This window comes from Streptomyces sp. CA2R106 (assembly GCF_037034245.1).
Classification (GTDB): Bacteria; Actinomycetota; Actinomycetes; order Streptomycetales; family Streptomycetaceae; genus Actinacidiphila.
The window spans coordinates 74,898-89,539 of sequence record NZ_JBAGKC010000002.1; the positions used below are offsets into that span (position 1 = coordinate 74,898).

General features: G+C 76.6%; 11 protein-coding genes and 1 pseudogene. 10 read left to right on the plus strand and 2 right to left on the minus strand.

The features are described from left to right. Positions 1-360 precede the first annotated feature (360 nt). The 8 genes and pseudogenes from WA788_RS03435 (at position 361) to WA788_RS03470 (ending at position 10,904) form a co-directional block, all read left to right on the plus strand. Complete coding sequence (locus WA788_RS03435) at positions 361-1,680, plus strand: glycosyltransferase (protein ID WP_335971444.1); 1,320 nt, start codon at positions 361-363, stop codon at positions 1,678-1,680. Next, positions 1,677-3,617: a sugar transferase gene (locus tag WA788_RS03440; RefSeq protein WP_335971445.1), complete on the plus strand. Its 1,941-nt coding sequence runs from the start codon at positions 1,677-1,679 to the stop codon at positions 3,615-3,617. The genes WA788_RS03435 and WA788_RS03440 overlap by 4 nt, the downstream gene beginning before the upstream one ends. After that, on the plus strand, positions 3,617-5,044 hold the full coding sequence (locus WA788_RS03445) for an O-antigen ligase family protein (RefSeq protein WP_335971446.1): 1,428 nt from the start codon (positions 3,617-3,619) through the stop codon (positions 5,042-5,044). Before WA788_RS03440 ends, WA788_RS03445 begins: the two co-directional genes overlap by 1 nt. Beyond that, entirely contained in the window at positions 5,041-6,834 is a 1,794-nt protein-coding gene (gene murJ / locus WA788_RS03450) for a murein biosynthesis integral membrane protein MurJ (RefSeq protein ID WP_335971447.1), read from the plus strand. The genes WA788_RS03445 and murJ overlap by 4 nt, the downstream gene beginning before the upstream one ends. Further along, positions 6,831-7,637 carry a polysaccharide deacetylase family protein gene (locus tag WA788_RS03455; protein WP_443033963.1) on the plus strand — a complete coding sequence of 269 codons (807 nt, stop codon included), beginning with the start codon at positions 6,831-6,833 and terminating at the stop codon, positions 7,635-7,637. Before murJ ends, WA788_RS03455 begins: the two co-directional genes overlap by 4 nt. Next, a pseudogene (locus WA788_RS03460) lies at positions 7,634-8,731 on the plus strand (glycosyltransferase); the annotation flags it as partial. The gene WA788_RS03455 and the pseudogene WA788_RS03460, both read left to right, overlap by 4 nt. Before the next feature lie 233 nt (positions 8,732-8,964). Next, the gene (locus WA788_RS03465; protein WP_335971452.1) at positions 8,965-9,645 is read left to right on the plus strand and encodes a lipopolysaccharide biosynthesis protein; all 681 of its coding nucleotides are present in this window, start codon (positions 8,965-8,967) and stop codon (positions 9,643-9,645) included. After that, the gene (locus WA788_RS03470) at positions 9,642-10,904 is read left to right on the plus strand and encodes a GNAT family N-acetyltransferase (protein WP_335971455.1); all 1,263 of its coding nucleotides are present in this window, start codon (positions 9,642-9,644) and stop codon (positions 10,902-10,904) included. Before WA788_RS03465 ends, WA788_RS03470 begins: the two co-directional genes overlap by 4 nt. Positions 10,905-10,926: 22 nt before the next feature. On the opposite strand, the gene WA788_RS03475 is transcribed toward WA788_RS03470, so the two are convergent. Further along, entirely contained in the window at positions 10,927-12,255 is a 1,329-nt protein-coding gene (locus tag WA788_RS03475; RefSeq protein ID WP_335971456.1) for a glycoside hydrolase family 26 protein, read from the minus strand. Positions 12,256-12,586: 331 nt separating this feature from the next. Here WA788_RS03475 and WA788_RS03480 point away from each other — a divergent pair, with 331 nt between their 5' ends. Further along, complete coding sequence (locus tag WA788_RS03480; RefSeq protein WP_335971458.1) at positions 12,587-13,018, plus strand: tyrosinase family oxidase copper chaperone; 432 nt, start codon at positions 12,587-12,589, stop codon at positions 13,016-13,018. Positions 13,019-13,045: 27 nt separating this feature from the next. Next, positions 13,046-13,915, plus strand: coding sequence for a tyrosinase family protein (locus WA788_RS03485; protein WP_335971460.1), 870 nt, complete (start codon positions 13,046-13,048; stop codon positions 13,913-13,915). A gap of 253 nt (positions 13,916-14,168) precedes the next feature. On the opposite strand, the gene WA788_RS03490 is transcribed toward WA788_RS03485, so the two are convergent. Further along, positions 14,169-14,453 carry a chaplin gene (locus WA788_RS03490; protein ID WP_335971462.1) on the minus strand — a complete coding sequence of 95 codons (285 nt, stop codon included), beginning with the start codon at positions 14,451-14,453 and terminating at the stop codon, positions 14,169-14,171. Positions 14,454-14,642: the final 189 nt, after the last annotated feature.

Genomic DNA, 14,642 nt, shown 5'->3' on the forward strand with positions numbered 1-14,642 from the left:
TCCCCCACACGAGTGATTGACGAACCCCGCCTTCGATGCGTCACCGGACCCGCGAAATCCGATGGTCATAAGAAACGGCCAGCTCAGAGCTCCGGGCCGGCGGCGCCGCGCGTCCTGCACGGGTTACCCCGGGTCGTCTGGGAACGTGCAGGGGGAATCCATCGGGATTACCTGACAGGCACCGTATTCGTTGAGTGCACGCGGCCCGTTGATCAAGGTCGGTCGACCACGGCTGGTCGACCGCTCCTCGGTCGCGGTCGGTCCAGCGTTCCGGGCGAACCGCCGGAGCCGGCCGGCCGGGCCGCGGTACCGACCGGACTTCGGACTTCTCCGGGTCCCGGAGAAAGGGAACGGCGCGCGATGCCGCAAGACCATGACGACGAGGTCCCCCCGACGACCGCCGCCGTGCGGACCGCGGTGGCCGGGGGAGCCCGGCACGACGGGGCGGCCGTGCCCGACACGGGCCTCCGCCCCGACGGGGACGCCCGGCCGCACACAGCAGCCCGGCTCGACGGGCTGACGGTGCTGCACGTCGCGCAGCCGGTGGACGGCGGGGTGGCCCGCGTCGTCACCGACCTGGCACGCCATCAGGTGGCGTACGGCGCCCGGGTCGTGGTGGCCTGCCCGCCCGGCGGCGACCTGGGGCCCGCGGCGGCCGCCGTGGGCGCCGAGGTCGCGGCCTGGCCCGCCGGCCGCTCGCCCGGGCCCGCGCTGCCCGCCGAGGTGCGGTCGCTGGCCCGGGTGCTGCGCGCGACCGGCCCCGGCCTGCTGCACCTGCACAGCTCCAAGGCGGGGCTGGCCGGCCGGCTGGCCGCCCGCGGCCGCGTCCCCACCGTCTTCCAGCCGCACGCCTGGTCCTACGACGCGGTGTCCGGCCCGGCCGGCTGGGCGGCGCTGCGCTGGGAGCGCGCCGCCGCCCGCTGGGCGCACCGCGTGCTGTGCGTCAGCGGCGCCGAACGCGACTCCGGCGCCTCGCACGGCGTGCGCGGCCGGTGGGCCGTGGTGCCCAACGGCATCGACACCGAGCACTTCCGGCCGCCGCTGCGCGGTGACCTCGCCCGCGCGGCGCTGCCCGAACTCGCGGGCCTGGCCCCCGGCACGCCCGTGGTGGCCTGCGTCGGGCGGATGTGCCCGCAGAAGGGCCAGGACGTGCTGCTGCGCGCCTGGCCGCTGGTGGCCGCGCGGCTGCCGTCGGCCCGGCTGGTGCTGGTCGGCGACGGGCCGGACCGGCGGCAGCTCATGGCCGCGGCCCCGATGAGCGTGCTGTTCACCGGCGCCACCACGGACCCGCTGCCCTGGTACCAGGCGGCCGACGTCGTGGTGCAGCCGTCCCGTTGGGAGGGGATGGCGCTCGCGCCCCTGGAGGCGATGGCCTGCGCGCGTCCCGTCGTCCTCGCCGACGTCGGCGGCGCCCGGGAGAGCCTGCCGCCCGCCGACACCGAGCGGTGCGTGGTGCCCCCGGGCGCACCGGAGGAGCTGGCGGCCGCGCTGGTGCGGCTGCTCGCCGACCCGGCGACCCGTACCGCAGCGGGACTGCGCGCGCTCGCCCACGTCCGCGACCGGCACGACGTGCGCGGCGCCGCGGCGGCCGTCGGGTCGCTGTACGCCGACCTGGTGCCGCACCTGGCGCGCACGGCCGCCGCCGGGTCCGCCCGCGAGGCCGAGGTGCCCGCCCGGTGAACCGCGTGAACCGCCCCGCGACCCCGGACCGCGCCGCCCCCGAGGGCGCCCCCGCCCCGCCCCCGCCGTGGCCGGTGACGGGCCTGCCCCCGTACGGCGACGCGGCCTACGGCGACGCCTCGTTCGGCGACCCGCCCTACGCCGCCGGGGCCTCGTACGGCGACCCGGCCGACCCGGCGTACGGCCCGCACCCCGGCCGGAGCGCCACCCGTACGGCGGCGGACCCGAGCCGGTGGCAGACCGCCGCGGGCCAAGGGCGCCCCGGGAGCGCCGACCTGAGGGTGGTGATGCCGCAGCCGCAGGCCGCCCGGGCCGCGGGGGCGCGCTCCGCCCGGTCGGCGCGCGCGGCGCGGACCGCTCGGGAGACCGTCCCGGAGCAGCACTCCGCGCCCCGGGCGGACACCGCGGCGCGCGCCCCGGGTGCCGGCCGGGTGCCCTCGCCCGGCCGCGCCCTCGTCGCGGCGGACTGCCTGGCGGCGGCGGCCGGGCTGTGCGCGGTCGGGCCGGCCGGTGCGCCGGTGCTGCCCGTGGTGCTGCTGTGCGTGCTGCTGGCCGCGCACCGAAGAGCCGGCCTCTACCGGCCCGCGCTCGCGCCCGCCGCGCTGGAGGAGGTGCCCGCGGTCGCGCTCGGCACGGTGCTCGCCTGGGGCCTGGCCGCCGCCGCGGGTGCGGCCACCGAGCGGCACAGCGCGCTGGGCTGGCCCGAACTCCTGGACGCCGCCGCGCTCACCGGCTGCACGGCCGTCGCCCTGCGCGCGCTCGCGCACCGCCTGCACCGCGCCCGGGCCCGCCGCTCCCCGGCCCCGACCCTGGTCGTCGGCGCCGCCCCCGCCGCCGATCACCTGGCGGCCGCGCTGCGCGAACACCCCGAGTACGGCCTCGCCCCGGTGGCGCTCGCCACGCCCGCGGACGCCGACGGGCCGGGCGAACACGACCTGGTCCGGGCGGCGTTCGCCACCCTCGCCCCCGAACACGCCTTCCCCGACGGGCGTGCCGCGCACCCCGCACGGCATCCGGACCCCTGTACGACGCTGCCGGCCACCCGCCCGGGCGCCCCGGAGGCGGCCGGCACCGCGACGGCTCCCATGGCGGCCCCGGCCGCCCCGCTGCCGCGGCTGGCGGTGACCGCCGCCGCGGACATCGCGCGGGTCGCGGTGCGCGACGCGGTCCGCCATGTCGTGGTGGTCGGCCCGGCCGGACCGGCCACGGTGGCGGCCGCCGAGCTGCTGACGGCACGCGGCTGCCGGATCTGGCAGGTCGAGGCGGACGAGCGGCGGAGCGGCAGCGGTGTCGCCGACCGGATCGGGTCCGCGCATCTGTGGGGCTACTCCTGCCGCCCGTTCACCGCCCGCCCGCACCGGCTGCCGCGCGGCAAGCGGCTGCTGGACGTGGTGCTCGCCGCGCTCGCGCTGGCCGCGGCCGCCCCGGTGCTGGCCGGCTGCGCGCTGGCCGTGCGCCTCTCGGACGGCCCGGGCGTGCTGTTCCGACAGGAGCGGATCGGCCTGGGCGGGCGGCCGTTCACCCTGCTGAAGTTCCGCACGCTGCGGCCCGCCGACGACAACGAGTCCGCGACGCTGTGGAACATCGCCCACGACGAGCGCACCAGCGCGGTCGGCCGGCTGCTGCGCCGCACCTCGCTCGACGAGCTGCCGCAGCTGTGGAACGTGCTGCGCGGCGACATGAGCATGGTCGGGCCGCGCCCCGAGCGCCCCTTCTACGTCGAGAAGTTCGGCGCCGAGCTGCCCGGCTACCGGGACCGGCACCGCATGCCCGCGGGCATCACCGGCCTGGCCCAGGTCAACGGCCTGCGCGGCGACACCTCCATCCCGGACCGGGCCAGGTTCGACAACCACTACATCGAGAGCTGGTCGCTGTGGCAGGACGTCGCGATCATCGTCCGCACCGCGACGTCCTTCTTCCGGTTCGGCGGTAGCTGATGGCCCTGACCCTCCGCACGCCGCCCGGCCGCGCCCGACACCCGAAAGCTCACACCCGTAAACTGACATGCCGTCACCTGACGGAGTACGCCCACCTGCTGCCCGCGCTCGCCACCATCGCGCTGCTGGCCGCACCCGTCGCCCCGGGCGACGTCAGCACGTCCGGCAAGGTCACCCCGGCCGACGCGGCCAGCGCGGTGCTGGTGCTCGCCTGCGCCGTACGGCTGCTGCGCGACCGGCGGCGGCTGCTCAGCCCGGCCGCGGCCGCCGTCCTCGGGGCGCCCCTGGTCGGCTTCGCGGTCGCCACCGTCACCTCGCCCGACCCGGGCGCCTCGGCCACCGGGTTCGTGCGCTACGCCCAGGTGTTCGTGCTCGTGCCGGCCGCGCTCGTCCTGCTGCTGCGCGACCGGCGGGACTTCGCCGTCGTCGCGGGCGCGGTGGTCGCCCTCGCGCTGGTCCAGGGCGGGATCGGGGTCTGGCAGTACGCCACCGGGACCGGCGCCTCCTACCAGGGCGAGGACGTCCGCGCGGTGGGCACCTTCGGGCCCTCGGACATCATGGGGATGGCCACGGTCGTCGCCTACGGGGTCGTCATCGCGGCCGGGTACGCGCTCGCGCCCGGGCGGCGCGCGGTCCGTACCGGGGCCGCGGTGTGCGCGGCCCTGCTGCTGGTGCCGCTCACCGTCTCCTTCAGCCGCGGCACCTGGATCGCCACCGCGCTCGCGCTGGCGGTGACGGCGCTGCTGGCCGGATGGCGGCAGGCCGTACGGGTCCTCGCGGCGCTCGCCGCGTGCGCGGTGCTGCTGGTCGGCGGGGCCGGGGTCGGCTCCCAGATGATCACCCAGCGGCTGGCGAGCATCACCCAGGTCACCGACGCGCCCGACCAGTCCGTCACGGACCGGTACACCCTGTGGTCGGCGGCGCTGTCGATGTGGCGCGAGCACCCCGCCGCCGGCGTCGGCCTCAAGCGCTTCCCCGACGAGCGCGACTCCCACGCCTCCCTCGCCCTCGACTCCGGCAGCGACACCGCGGGCGCCGGGCAGACCTTCACCCGCGAACCCCTGCTCTCCCCGCACAACATGTACCTGCTGGCCCTCTCCGAGCAGGGCCTCATCGGCTGCGGGCTGCTCGCCGGCTCCTGGGCGGCGCTGCTCGCCGCCGGCGGCGCCCGCCTGTACCGCGCCCGCCGCGCCGCCCGCCGCCCGCTCCTGCCGGCGCCGCGAACGGCCGCCGCCCCGGGCGCCGCAGGCCGCCTCCGTGCCCGCGGCGCCGTCGCCCCGGGCCTCGCCGCCGTCGGGCTCCTGCTGTGGCAGGCCGTGGACTTCCTGTACGCCGACATCGGCGGCCCCTCCACCCCGCTCACCGCCGTCCTGCTCGGCCTGACCGCCTGGTGGGCCCTGAACTCCACCGACGAGCCCGCCCGATGACCCGCCGGCCCCCCGGCGCCGGACCGGCCGCCTCCCGGCGCGCGCGGCGGCGCGAGAGCGCCGGGGAACTGCCCCACGACATCTGGACCCACCCGGCCGACGACCCCCGGCTTCCGCTCCGCCCGGCCGTCCGCGCCGCCGCCGAACCCGAGCCGCCGGACGTGTGGGCGCCGGCGCCCGAGCCGTTCGACATCGCCCCGCCCCGCCCGCGCGTCGGGAGGGCCGCCGCCACCCCGGCGCCCGCCCCCGGCGGCTCCCCCACCGGGCCGGGGGAGCCCTCCTCCCGGATGGCCCACGCGGCCGCGGCCACCGCCGGGCTCAGCGTCGCCGGGTCCGTCCTCGGCCTGGTGCGCGACCAGGGCATCGCCCATCTCTTCGGGGCGGGCGCGGAGTCCGACGCCTTCCTCGTCGCCTGGACCATCCCCGAGGTCGCGGCGACCGTCCTGATCGAGGACGCGATGGCGCTGCTGATGGTGCCCGCCTTCAGTGCGGCGCTCGCCGGGGGCCAGGGCCCGCGCGCCCTGGTCCGCGGCACCCTGCCCCGGCTGCTCGCCGCCCTGGCGCTGCTGACCGCGGCGCTGGCCGCGGGCGCCGGGTGGGTCGTCCGCGTCCTCGCCCCCGGCATCGCAGACCCGGCCACCGCGGCCGCCTGCACCCGGCTGACCGCGCTGACCGTCCTCACCTTCGGCGCCGCCGGGTACCTCAGCGCCGCGCTGCGCGCGCACCGGCGCTTCGCGGCGCCCGCCGCGATCTACGTCGCCTACAACACCGGCATCGTGGCGGTGCTGTTCACCCTGCACGGCCACCTCGGGGTGCGGGCGGCCGCCGCCGGTGTCGCGGTCGGCGGCGCGCTGATGGTCGCGGCCCAGCTGCCGTCCTTCCTGAAGGTGCTGCGGTCGGCCGCGCCGACCGGGTGGGACGGCCCGCGGCGCCGCAACCCGCTGGGGCCGGCCCTGCTCGCACCGGTGGTCGTCTTCACCCTCAGCCGCCAGGCGCAGGTGCTGGTCGAGCGGTTCTTCGCCGCCCCGCTGCCCGCCGGCGCCATCTCGCACCTCAACTATGCCGAAAAGGTCGCCCAGTTGCCGATGGCGCTGTCGGTGATGATCGTGACGGTCACCTTCCCGGTGCTCTCGCGCGCGCTGGCCGACGGCGACCGCGAGCAGGCCAGGCGCCGGGTGGAACGGGACCTCGCGCTCGCCTGCCTGGTGGTGCTGCTCGGCACCGCCTACGTCATCGCGTGCGCCCCGCAGATCATCGACGTCCTCTTCCAGCGCGGCGAGTTCACCGCCGCGGACACCGCGGACACCGCGACCGTGATGCGCGTCTACGCGCTCGGGCTGCTCGGCCAGAGCCTGGTCGGGGCGCTGGTCCGGCCGTACTTCTCGGCCGCCGGGCCGACCTGGTACCCGGCCGCCGCCATGGGGCTGGGCCTGCTGGTCACCGCCGCCGCGGACGCCGCCGCCGTCGGGCCGTGGGGCGCGTACGGCATCGCGGCGGGCAACGCGCTCGGCATCACCGTGACCGCCGCGCTGCTGCTGCGCGGCCTGGGCGCGCACACCGTCGCGGTGCGCCTGGCCGCGGTGGCGCCCCGGATCGGGCGGATCACCCTCGCCGCGCTGTGCGCCACCGGGGCCGGGTGGGTAGTGGCTCACCACCTGGGTGACCCGGTGGTGGCCGTCGCCGCCTGCGCGGTGGCGGTGCCCGCCGTCTTCGCCGGCGCCGCGCTCGCCGTCCGGGTGCCCGAAGTCCCGTACCTGCTCGCCACCGTCACGCGGAAGGGCCGCCCATGACCAGACCGACGACCACGCAGCGGACCGCACAACCAGCCGCCGGCACCAGCGCGTCCGACGACAGCCTGGCGCCCTGGACACTGATGTACCACTCGGTGGGCGACCGCCGGGCCGGCGACCCGTACCGGATCACGGTGACCCCGCAGCGGCTGGCGGGGCAGCTGCGCTGGCTGCGCCGCCGCGGGCTGACCGGCGTCAGCGTCCGGGAACTGCTCGCCGCGCGCGCCCACGGCCGGGCCGGCCGGCTGGTCGGGCTGACCTTCGACGACGGGTACACCGACTTCCTCGACGAGGCGCTGCCGCTGCTGCGCGCGCACGGCCACACCGCCACCCTGTTCGTGCTGCCCGGCCGGCTCGGCGGCACCAACGCCTGGGACCCGGAGGGCCCGCGCAAGCCGCTGCTGACCGCCGAGGGCATCCGCGCCGTGCACGACGCCGGCATCGAGGTCGGCTCGCACGGCCTGCTGCACCGCCGCCTGACCGACCTCGACGACGCGGAGCTGGACGCCGAGGTCAGCGAGAGCCGCAGCCTGCTGGCGGACATCCTCGGCGCCGCCCCGGCCGGCTTCTGCTACCCCTACGGCGCGGCCGACGCGCGCACCATGCTCGCCACCCGCCAGGCCGGATACGACTACGCCTGCGGTGTCGAGCCCGGGCCGCTCGCCTGCGTCCACGACCTGCCGCGCACCTACGTCGGCGAGGACGACAACTCCCTGCGGCTGCACGCCAAGCGGCTGGTGCACCGGCGCCGCCGGGCCGGACTCGCCGCTTCGCCCGCCGCGCCCCCAGGAGGCGACACATGAAAGTCCTGCACGTCATCACCGGCCTGAACGTCGGGGGCGCCGAGCAGCAACTGCGGTTGCTGCTGCGGCACCTCGACGCCAGGTGCGAGGTGGCCACGCTCACCGACCCCGGCCCGGTGGCCGACGCGATCCGCGCCGACGGCGTGCGGGTGCACCACCTGCGGATGGCCGGCAACCGCGACCTCGGCGTGCTGCCCCGCCTGACCCGCCTGATGCGGGCCGGCCGCTACGACGTGGTGCACACCCACCTGTACCGGGCCTGCGTCTACGGGCGGATCGCCGCGCGGCTGGCCGGGGTGCGCACCGTGGTGGCCACCGAGCACTCGCTCGGCGCCACCCAGATCGAGGGCCGGCCGCTGGGCCTGGGCACCCGCACCCTGTACCGGGCGACCGAGCGGCTCGGCCACGGCACCCTCGCGGTGTCCGCGACGGTCGCGGAGCGGCTGGTGTACTGGGGCGTGCCGGAGGAGCGGGTGCGCCTGGCGCCCAACGGCATCGAGCCGGACCGGTTCCGCTTCGACCCGCGCTCGCGCGCGGCGACGCGCGACCGGCTGCGCATCCCCGCCGGCGCCTACGTCGTCGGCGGGGTGGGGCGGCAGGTGCCCGGCAAGCGGTTCGACGCGCTGGTGCGGGCGGTCGCCGACGTGCCGGACGTGCACCTGCTGCTCGCGGGCGACGGCCCCGAACGGGTGCCGCTGCTGCGGCTCGTGCACCAGCTGGGCCTGGTGGAGCGGGTCCACGTCACCGACTCCGGCGGCGCGGACGTGCCCGGACTGCTGGCCGCGATGGACCTGTTCGTGTCGGTCTCCGCCGAGGAGGCGTTCGGGCTCGCGGTGGTCGAGGCGCTGGCGGCCGGGCTGCCCGCGCTGTACACCGCGTGCCCCGCCGTGGAGGACGTGCCGGCCGAGGACGCGCCCGGCGCCTGCCGGATCGACCTGGACGAACTGCCCGCCGCGCTGGCCGCGGAGCACCGCGCGGGACCGCGCCGGCTGCCCGCGCCCGCGGCCGTCGACTACTACCACATCGCCCGTACCGCGCAGCTGGTCAAGGCGCTGTACGAGCAGGCGGGCGAGCGGCGGGGGGCCGCGCGGCGCGGCTCCGGCGCGGGCGTGCCGCACCCCGCCCGCGCCGCCGGGGCCCACCCGTACCCGGCGCCGCCCGCGCAGGCGACCCCGCGCCCGGCCGCACCGCCCCTGCCGCCCGTACCGCCCGCGCCGCCCGCCGCGGCGCAGGGCGCGCCGCCGCCGTCCCGTCAGGAGCCGGCCACCGCGCCCGGCGCCGCCGAAGCCACCTCCACCCCGACACCCGCCCAGAAGTGAGACACACCGTGAACCACACGGACGACATCGGCGCCCCGCAGGACCGCGGCCGCCGCACCCCGCTCCGGCGCCGGGCGCTGCCGCGCTGGCTGCCGCTGCCGCTCGGCATCGGCGTCGGCCTGCTCGGCGGCGTCGGGTACGGCCTCGCGGCCACCCCGCAGTACACCGCGACCAGTTACGTGATGGTCGTACCGCAGCAGGGCACCGACGCGCCGACCGCGCTCGGCTTCGCCCAGGCGTACGGCCGGATCGTCACCGGCTCCGCGGTGCTGGCCGGGGCGCAGGCGGCCACCCACACCGCGGCCGCCGACCTGAAAAGCCGGGTCCAGGCGGCGACGTCGCCCGACGCCCCGATGATCTCCGTCACCGGCAGCTCCGCCAAGGCGGGCACGGCCGCGGCCATCGCCAACGGCGTGGCCCGCTCGCTGGCCGCCGTCGGCAACCGCGACAGCGGCAGCACCGGTGTCCGGCTGCTGCTGTTCTCCCCCGCGGCCGCGCCCGCCGCGCCGTCCTCCCCGTCGGCGGCGCTGTCCGGCGCGGTGGGCGCCAGCGCGGGCGGGCTGCTCGGCGCGCTCGCCCTGCTGGTCCGGCCCCGGCGCGAGGAGGGCACGGCGCAGCTCCCGGCGCCGGCCGCGCCCGCGCCGTCCCCGTCGCCCGCCGAGCCGCGGCCCGAGCGGACGGCGGTGTGACGGTGGAGGGCCCCGACACCGCGGCACCGGCCGCCCCCCGGCCGCCGCGCCCCAGACCCGCGCCGCCCGGACCGCCCGGCGGTGCGCTGACGGTGCGGATCTGCCGCGACCCGGCCGAGTTCGCCGCCCTCGCCCCCGCGTGGGGCCGGCTGCACCGCAACTGCCCGCGGGCCAGCCCGTTCCAGAGCCACGCGTGGCTGCACTCGTGGTGGCTGTCGTACGGGCGGGCGGGCCGGCTGCGGGTCGTGCTGGTCCTGCGCGGCGACGGCGGGACCGACGGCGACGGCAGCACCGGCACCGGCGGCGGTGAACTGGTCGGCGCGGCCGCCCTGATGCGGGTGTACCGCCCGCTGCCCGCGCTGGTGCCGCTCGGCGGGGCCATCACGGACTTCTCCGACGTGCTCCTCGACCCGGCGGCCGACGGCGACGACAGCGGCAGCGACGAAGGCGACGAACGCGACGGCGAAGGCGACGGCGGGCCGGTCACGGCCGCCCTCGTCCGCGGCCTGCGGCAGGCGGCGGCCGGCTCGGTCGTGGACCTGCGCGAGGTGCCCGCGGGCGCCGCCGCCGAACGGGTGTACGCGCGGTGGAGCGGCCCCAAGCGGCGGCTCGCCGACTCCGACTGCCTGGAGCTGCCCGGCGGCCCGATGGCCGGGCTGATCGCCCGGGTCGGCAGCTCGCGCGGCCAGCGCATCCGCGGCCACCTGCGCAAGATCGACGCCTCGGGCGTCGAGGAGCACGACGTGCCGGCCGCCGAGGTGCCCGCCGCGATCCGTACGCTGCTGCGACTGCACACCGCCCAGTGGGAAGGCCGGGGCGTCACCCCCGAACACGTCCGGCCCCGGTTCGCCGAACACCTCGGCCGGGCCGGCGCGGCGATGACCCGGTCCGGCGAGGCGCTGCTCACCGAGTTCAGGATCGGCGGCGAGGTGGTCGCCGCGAACTTCACCGTGCTGTCCCCGACCCTGGCCGGCGGCTACCTCTACGGCGCCGACTTCGCCGCCCTGCGGGCCGCGCGGGTGGACCTCAACACCCTCCTGATGCGGCACGGCGCCCGCCTCACCGCCGCCGCCGGGCGGCCGGTGCTGAGCATGCTGCGGGGGGCCGAGCCGCACAAGTCCCACTGGCGCCCGACCCCGGCCCCCAACTCCCGCCTCCTGCTGGGCACCCGCCGCGCCCTGCCGTCGCTGCTGGCCCGCCGGCTGGCGACCGCCGCCCGCACCCGGCTGCGCGAACTGCGCAGGCGCCGCCGGAATTAGGCCGCGTCCGCCGGCCGGACGGTCACAGGGCGCTGGTGGGCCCGGGGGAGGGCGTGGCGGCGGTGGCGGACGGCTTCGGGCGCTGCTCGAGCCGTACGCACACCTGCCCGCTCGCGTAGGACTGCTTGAGCACCTCGCTCAGCGGCATCGGCACGCAGCTCTCGGCGGGCGCGGACGTCGGCGAGGTGCCGGGGGACGGTGTGGGCGCGGGTGAGGCGGGCGCCGCGCTGACGGTCTTCCGGTCGTACAGCAGCGCCCGGTACACCTTCGAGGAGGCGGGGTTCTGCGCGCACTGCCACACGCCGTGCGGGCAGTAGTCGGTGATGGTCTGGTAGAGCGGGTGGTGGGTGATGATCCAGGTGAGCATCAGGCTCATGTAGTCGGGGTCGTCGCCGTTGCGGAACAGGCCCCACTCCGGGTAGGAGATCGCCTTCTTGTGCGCGGCGGCGAAGTCCACCTGGGCCTGGAGCCCGTACGGCTCGGTGACCTGCTGCTGGAAGGTCTCGCCGGACGGCTGGTCGTAGGAGTCCATGCCGATGATGTCGACGGTGGAGTCCCCGGGGTAGCACGTGGTCCAGCCGATCGCGTCCTGGCCGCGGTTGGGTGCGAAGTCGAAGCGGAAGTGCTGGCCGGGGACGGCGCGCATGGCGGTGACCACGTGGTTCCAGTACGCCTTCCAGCCCTCGGGGTCGGGGCCGCAGCGGTGGGTGTAGGTGGTGCCGTTCATCTCCCAGCCGAGCACCAGCACCGTGTCGGGGACGCCGAGTTGCACCAGCCGCCGGGCGAGCGTGGTGAAGTGCGCGTCGAAGGCGCCGCTCGCGCCCTGCTCGATGAGGTCGCGCACCTGGGCGTCCGGGACATGGCCCTCGTTGTCGGCCTGCATCGGCACATTGAGCACGAAGAGCCGGCCGGGCTGGGCGCGGGTCCAGTCGGCCCACGGCTGGAGCAGGTCGCCGCCACCCTCGATGCTGTCCCAGTCGTCGCCCGGCAGGTAGGTGTGGCCGACGTTCACCTGGGTGCCGCCGAGCCAGGTCTGGAGCCCGGCCAGGCTCTGGACACCCTTGGCGCCGGAGTCGGTGAACGCGCCCATCGCCGGCAGCCCGCCGTTCGCCGGTGCCGCGGGGCTCGGCGCGGCCGAGGGGGCGGTGGTCGGTGTGCCGGCGGACGGCCCGGAGCGCGGGGCGGTCTGCGACGGCAGCGGGCCGGCGACCGGGGTGCCGTACGCGGGCCGCCCGAGCAGCCGCCCGGCGGAGTCGTCGCCGAGCCCGGTCGCGGTCGCCCCGGACAGCAGCACCGCGGCCGTGGCCAGTGCGACGCTCCCCCGTGCCCACCAGTGGTGCCGCTCGGCCATGGCCACTCCTCGTTCGACGGAAAAGGCGTGCGGGAAGCGCCGCCTGACCGTCAGTCATAACGTACGAATAAATGGCACTCGTGGATTCGGTACTCCGGAGACGACCGTGCCGCATACCTTCAGATGGACATACGATCGGGCTTTTCAAGGCGAACTGCCCGCGCCCACAAGGAATCCCCTTCCCCTATCAGACCCGTCGCCGTCCACCGACGACATCACCCGGTCAGGTGAATTTCCGGATCAACGTTGCCGGTCGTCGGCGGTGGTCCCGGGATTCGGGGCCGCGCCGGGCAAGATGAACCGCGGCCGAGAGCCGAGAAAGGAGCCGGGCATGGCATCACGCAGAAGAGTGCTCCGCACCGGACTGATCACCGCGGCGGCCGTCTCGGGCACCGCGGCGGGGCTGCGCCCCATGCTCGCCGCAGGGCAGCCGGCCGCGGCCACCGCGGCGGACGGCGGCACCGACGGGAAGCCGGCGGCGGACGGCGGGCCGGGCTCCGCGCCGCAGGACGTGAGCGTGCCGCTCTTCGACGAGGTCTACCGCGGCCGCCGCATCCAGGGCTTCACCTCCGACGACCCCAGCGGGCTGCTGCTCCTGGTCGACGGGCTGCCCCTGGGCGCCATGCGCCGGTTCGACGGCAGCTACGTGAGCATGGCCAACCACTTCCAGCCGTACCCGACGCCGCTGGCCACCGCACGGGGCGCGGTCGACGTCATCGGGAGCGCCGAACTGGCCGACGCCGCCGCCGCGCACCATCACTGACCGACGAGCGTCGAGGGGCCCGCACCTGTGTACACCCGGATCAACCAGCGGAATCTGACCAGCGACCAGCGCGCGCGCTTCGTCCGCGCCGTGCTCCAGCTCAAGCGCAGCGGCGGGTACGACAAGTACGTCAAGCTGCACACCCAGTACTTCAGCGCCGACGGCGAGACCGGGTTGCGGGTGGCGCACATGGCCCCCACGTTCTTCCCCTGGCACCGGCAGTTCCTGCTGGTCTTCGAGCACGAGCTGCGGATGATCGACCCCGACGTGACCATCCCGTACTGGGACTGGACCGCCGACCGGTCGAAGACGTCCGCGCTGTGGGACGACGACTTCATGGGCGGCAACGGCCGCTCCAGCGACGGCCAGGTGATGACCGGCCCGTTCGCGTACGGGACCGGCAACTGGCCGATCACCTACGGCGTCACGCGGGAGCGGTACCTGACCCGCAACATGGGCCGCCCGGACCGGCCGATCGTGCTGCCGACCGCCGCCGAGCTGAACGACGCGCTGAAGATCGCGACCTACGACACCGCGCCGTGGAACTCCGCGCCCGGCACCCAGGGGCTGCGCAACAAGATGGAGGGGTGGGTCGTCAGCGACACCAAGGGCGGCTACCTGCACAACCGGGTGCACCAGTGGGTCGGCGGCCACATGATCGGCGGGTCCTCGCCGAACGACCCGGTGTTCTGGCTGCACCACGCCTTCATCGACCTGATCTGGGCCCGCTGGCAGCGCCTGCACCCCAAGTCCGGCTACCTGCCGGCGAAGCCCCTGGGTACGAAGGACCCCGAGCACGGCCGCGTCATCAGCCTCACCGAGCCGATGCCCCCGTTCAACGTCCCGCCCTCAAGGGTGCTGGACTACCGCAAGTACTACACGTACGAGGAGAGCTGACGCACGAGTTCGCGTAAGGGGCGGCCGCAGGGCCCCTTCGCGGACGGCCGGCACGACATGTGCGGCCGCCTCCGGAGCGAACGAGCAGGAAGATCGACCGAAAAAGGGGCGAGCTGACGCACGAGTTCGCGTAAGGGGCGGCCGCAGGGCCCCTTCGCGGAGGGCCGGCACGACATGCGCGGCCGGCACGACATGCGAACGGCCCCCGACCGGCGCGTACTCCGGGCGGGGGCCGTGCGGGTGGGGCGGGGGCTCAGTACTGGGCGCCGCTGCTGTCCCAGTTGCCGTCGTCGTGCGAGGAGCTGTTCTCGCACTGGTTGCCGAACACCGGGTTGAGCACGCCGACGACGTCGATGGTGTTGCCACACACGTTGACCGGAATGTGCACCGGCACCTGGACGAGGTTGCCGGACACGACACCCGGCGAGCCCACCGCGGCGCCCCCGGCACCGGCGTCGGCCGAAGCCACACCCGCACCAGCGGCCAGCGCGGCACCTGCGGCGGCGGTGAGAGCCGCGGCCTTCGCGATACGCGACATCAAGATCTCCCTGAGACGTCTTACGAGATGAGAATCACCGCAACGCTGCGGCTTTCGACGCATTGGGCAACGGCCGGGACCAGGAATGGTCACGCAGGTTGGACCGAATCGGTGACGGCTTCCCGCGCCTGCTTCCGCACCCGTATCCCGCACCCGTCCGCCACCGGATACGAACCGGGGTGCCCCCCT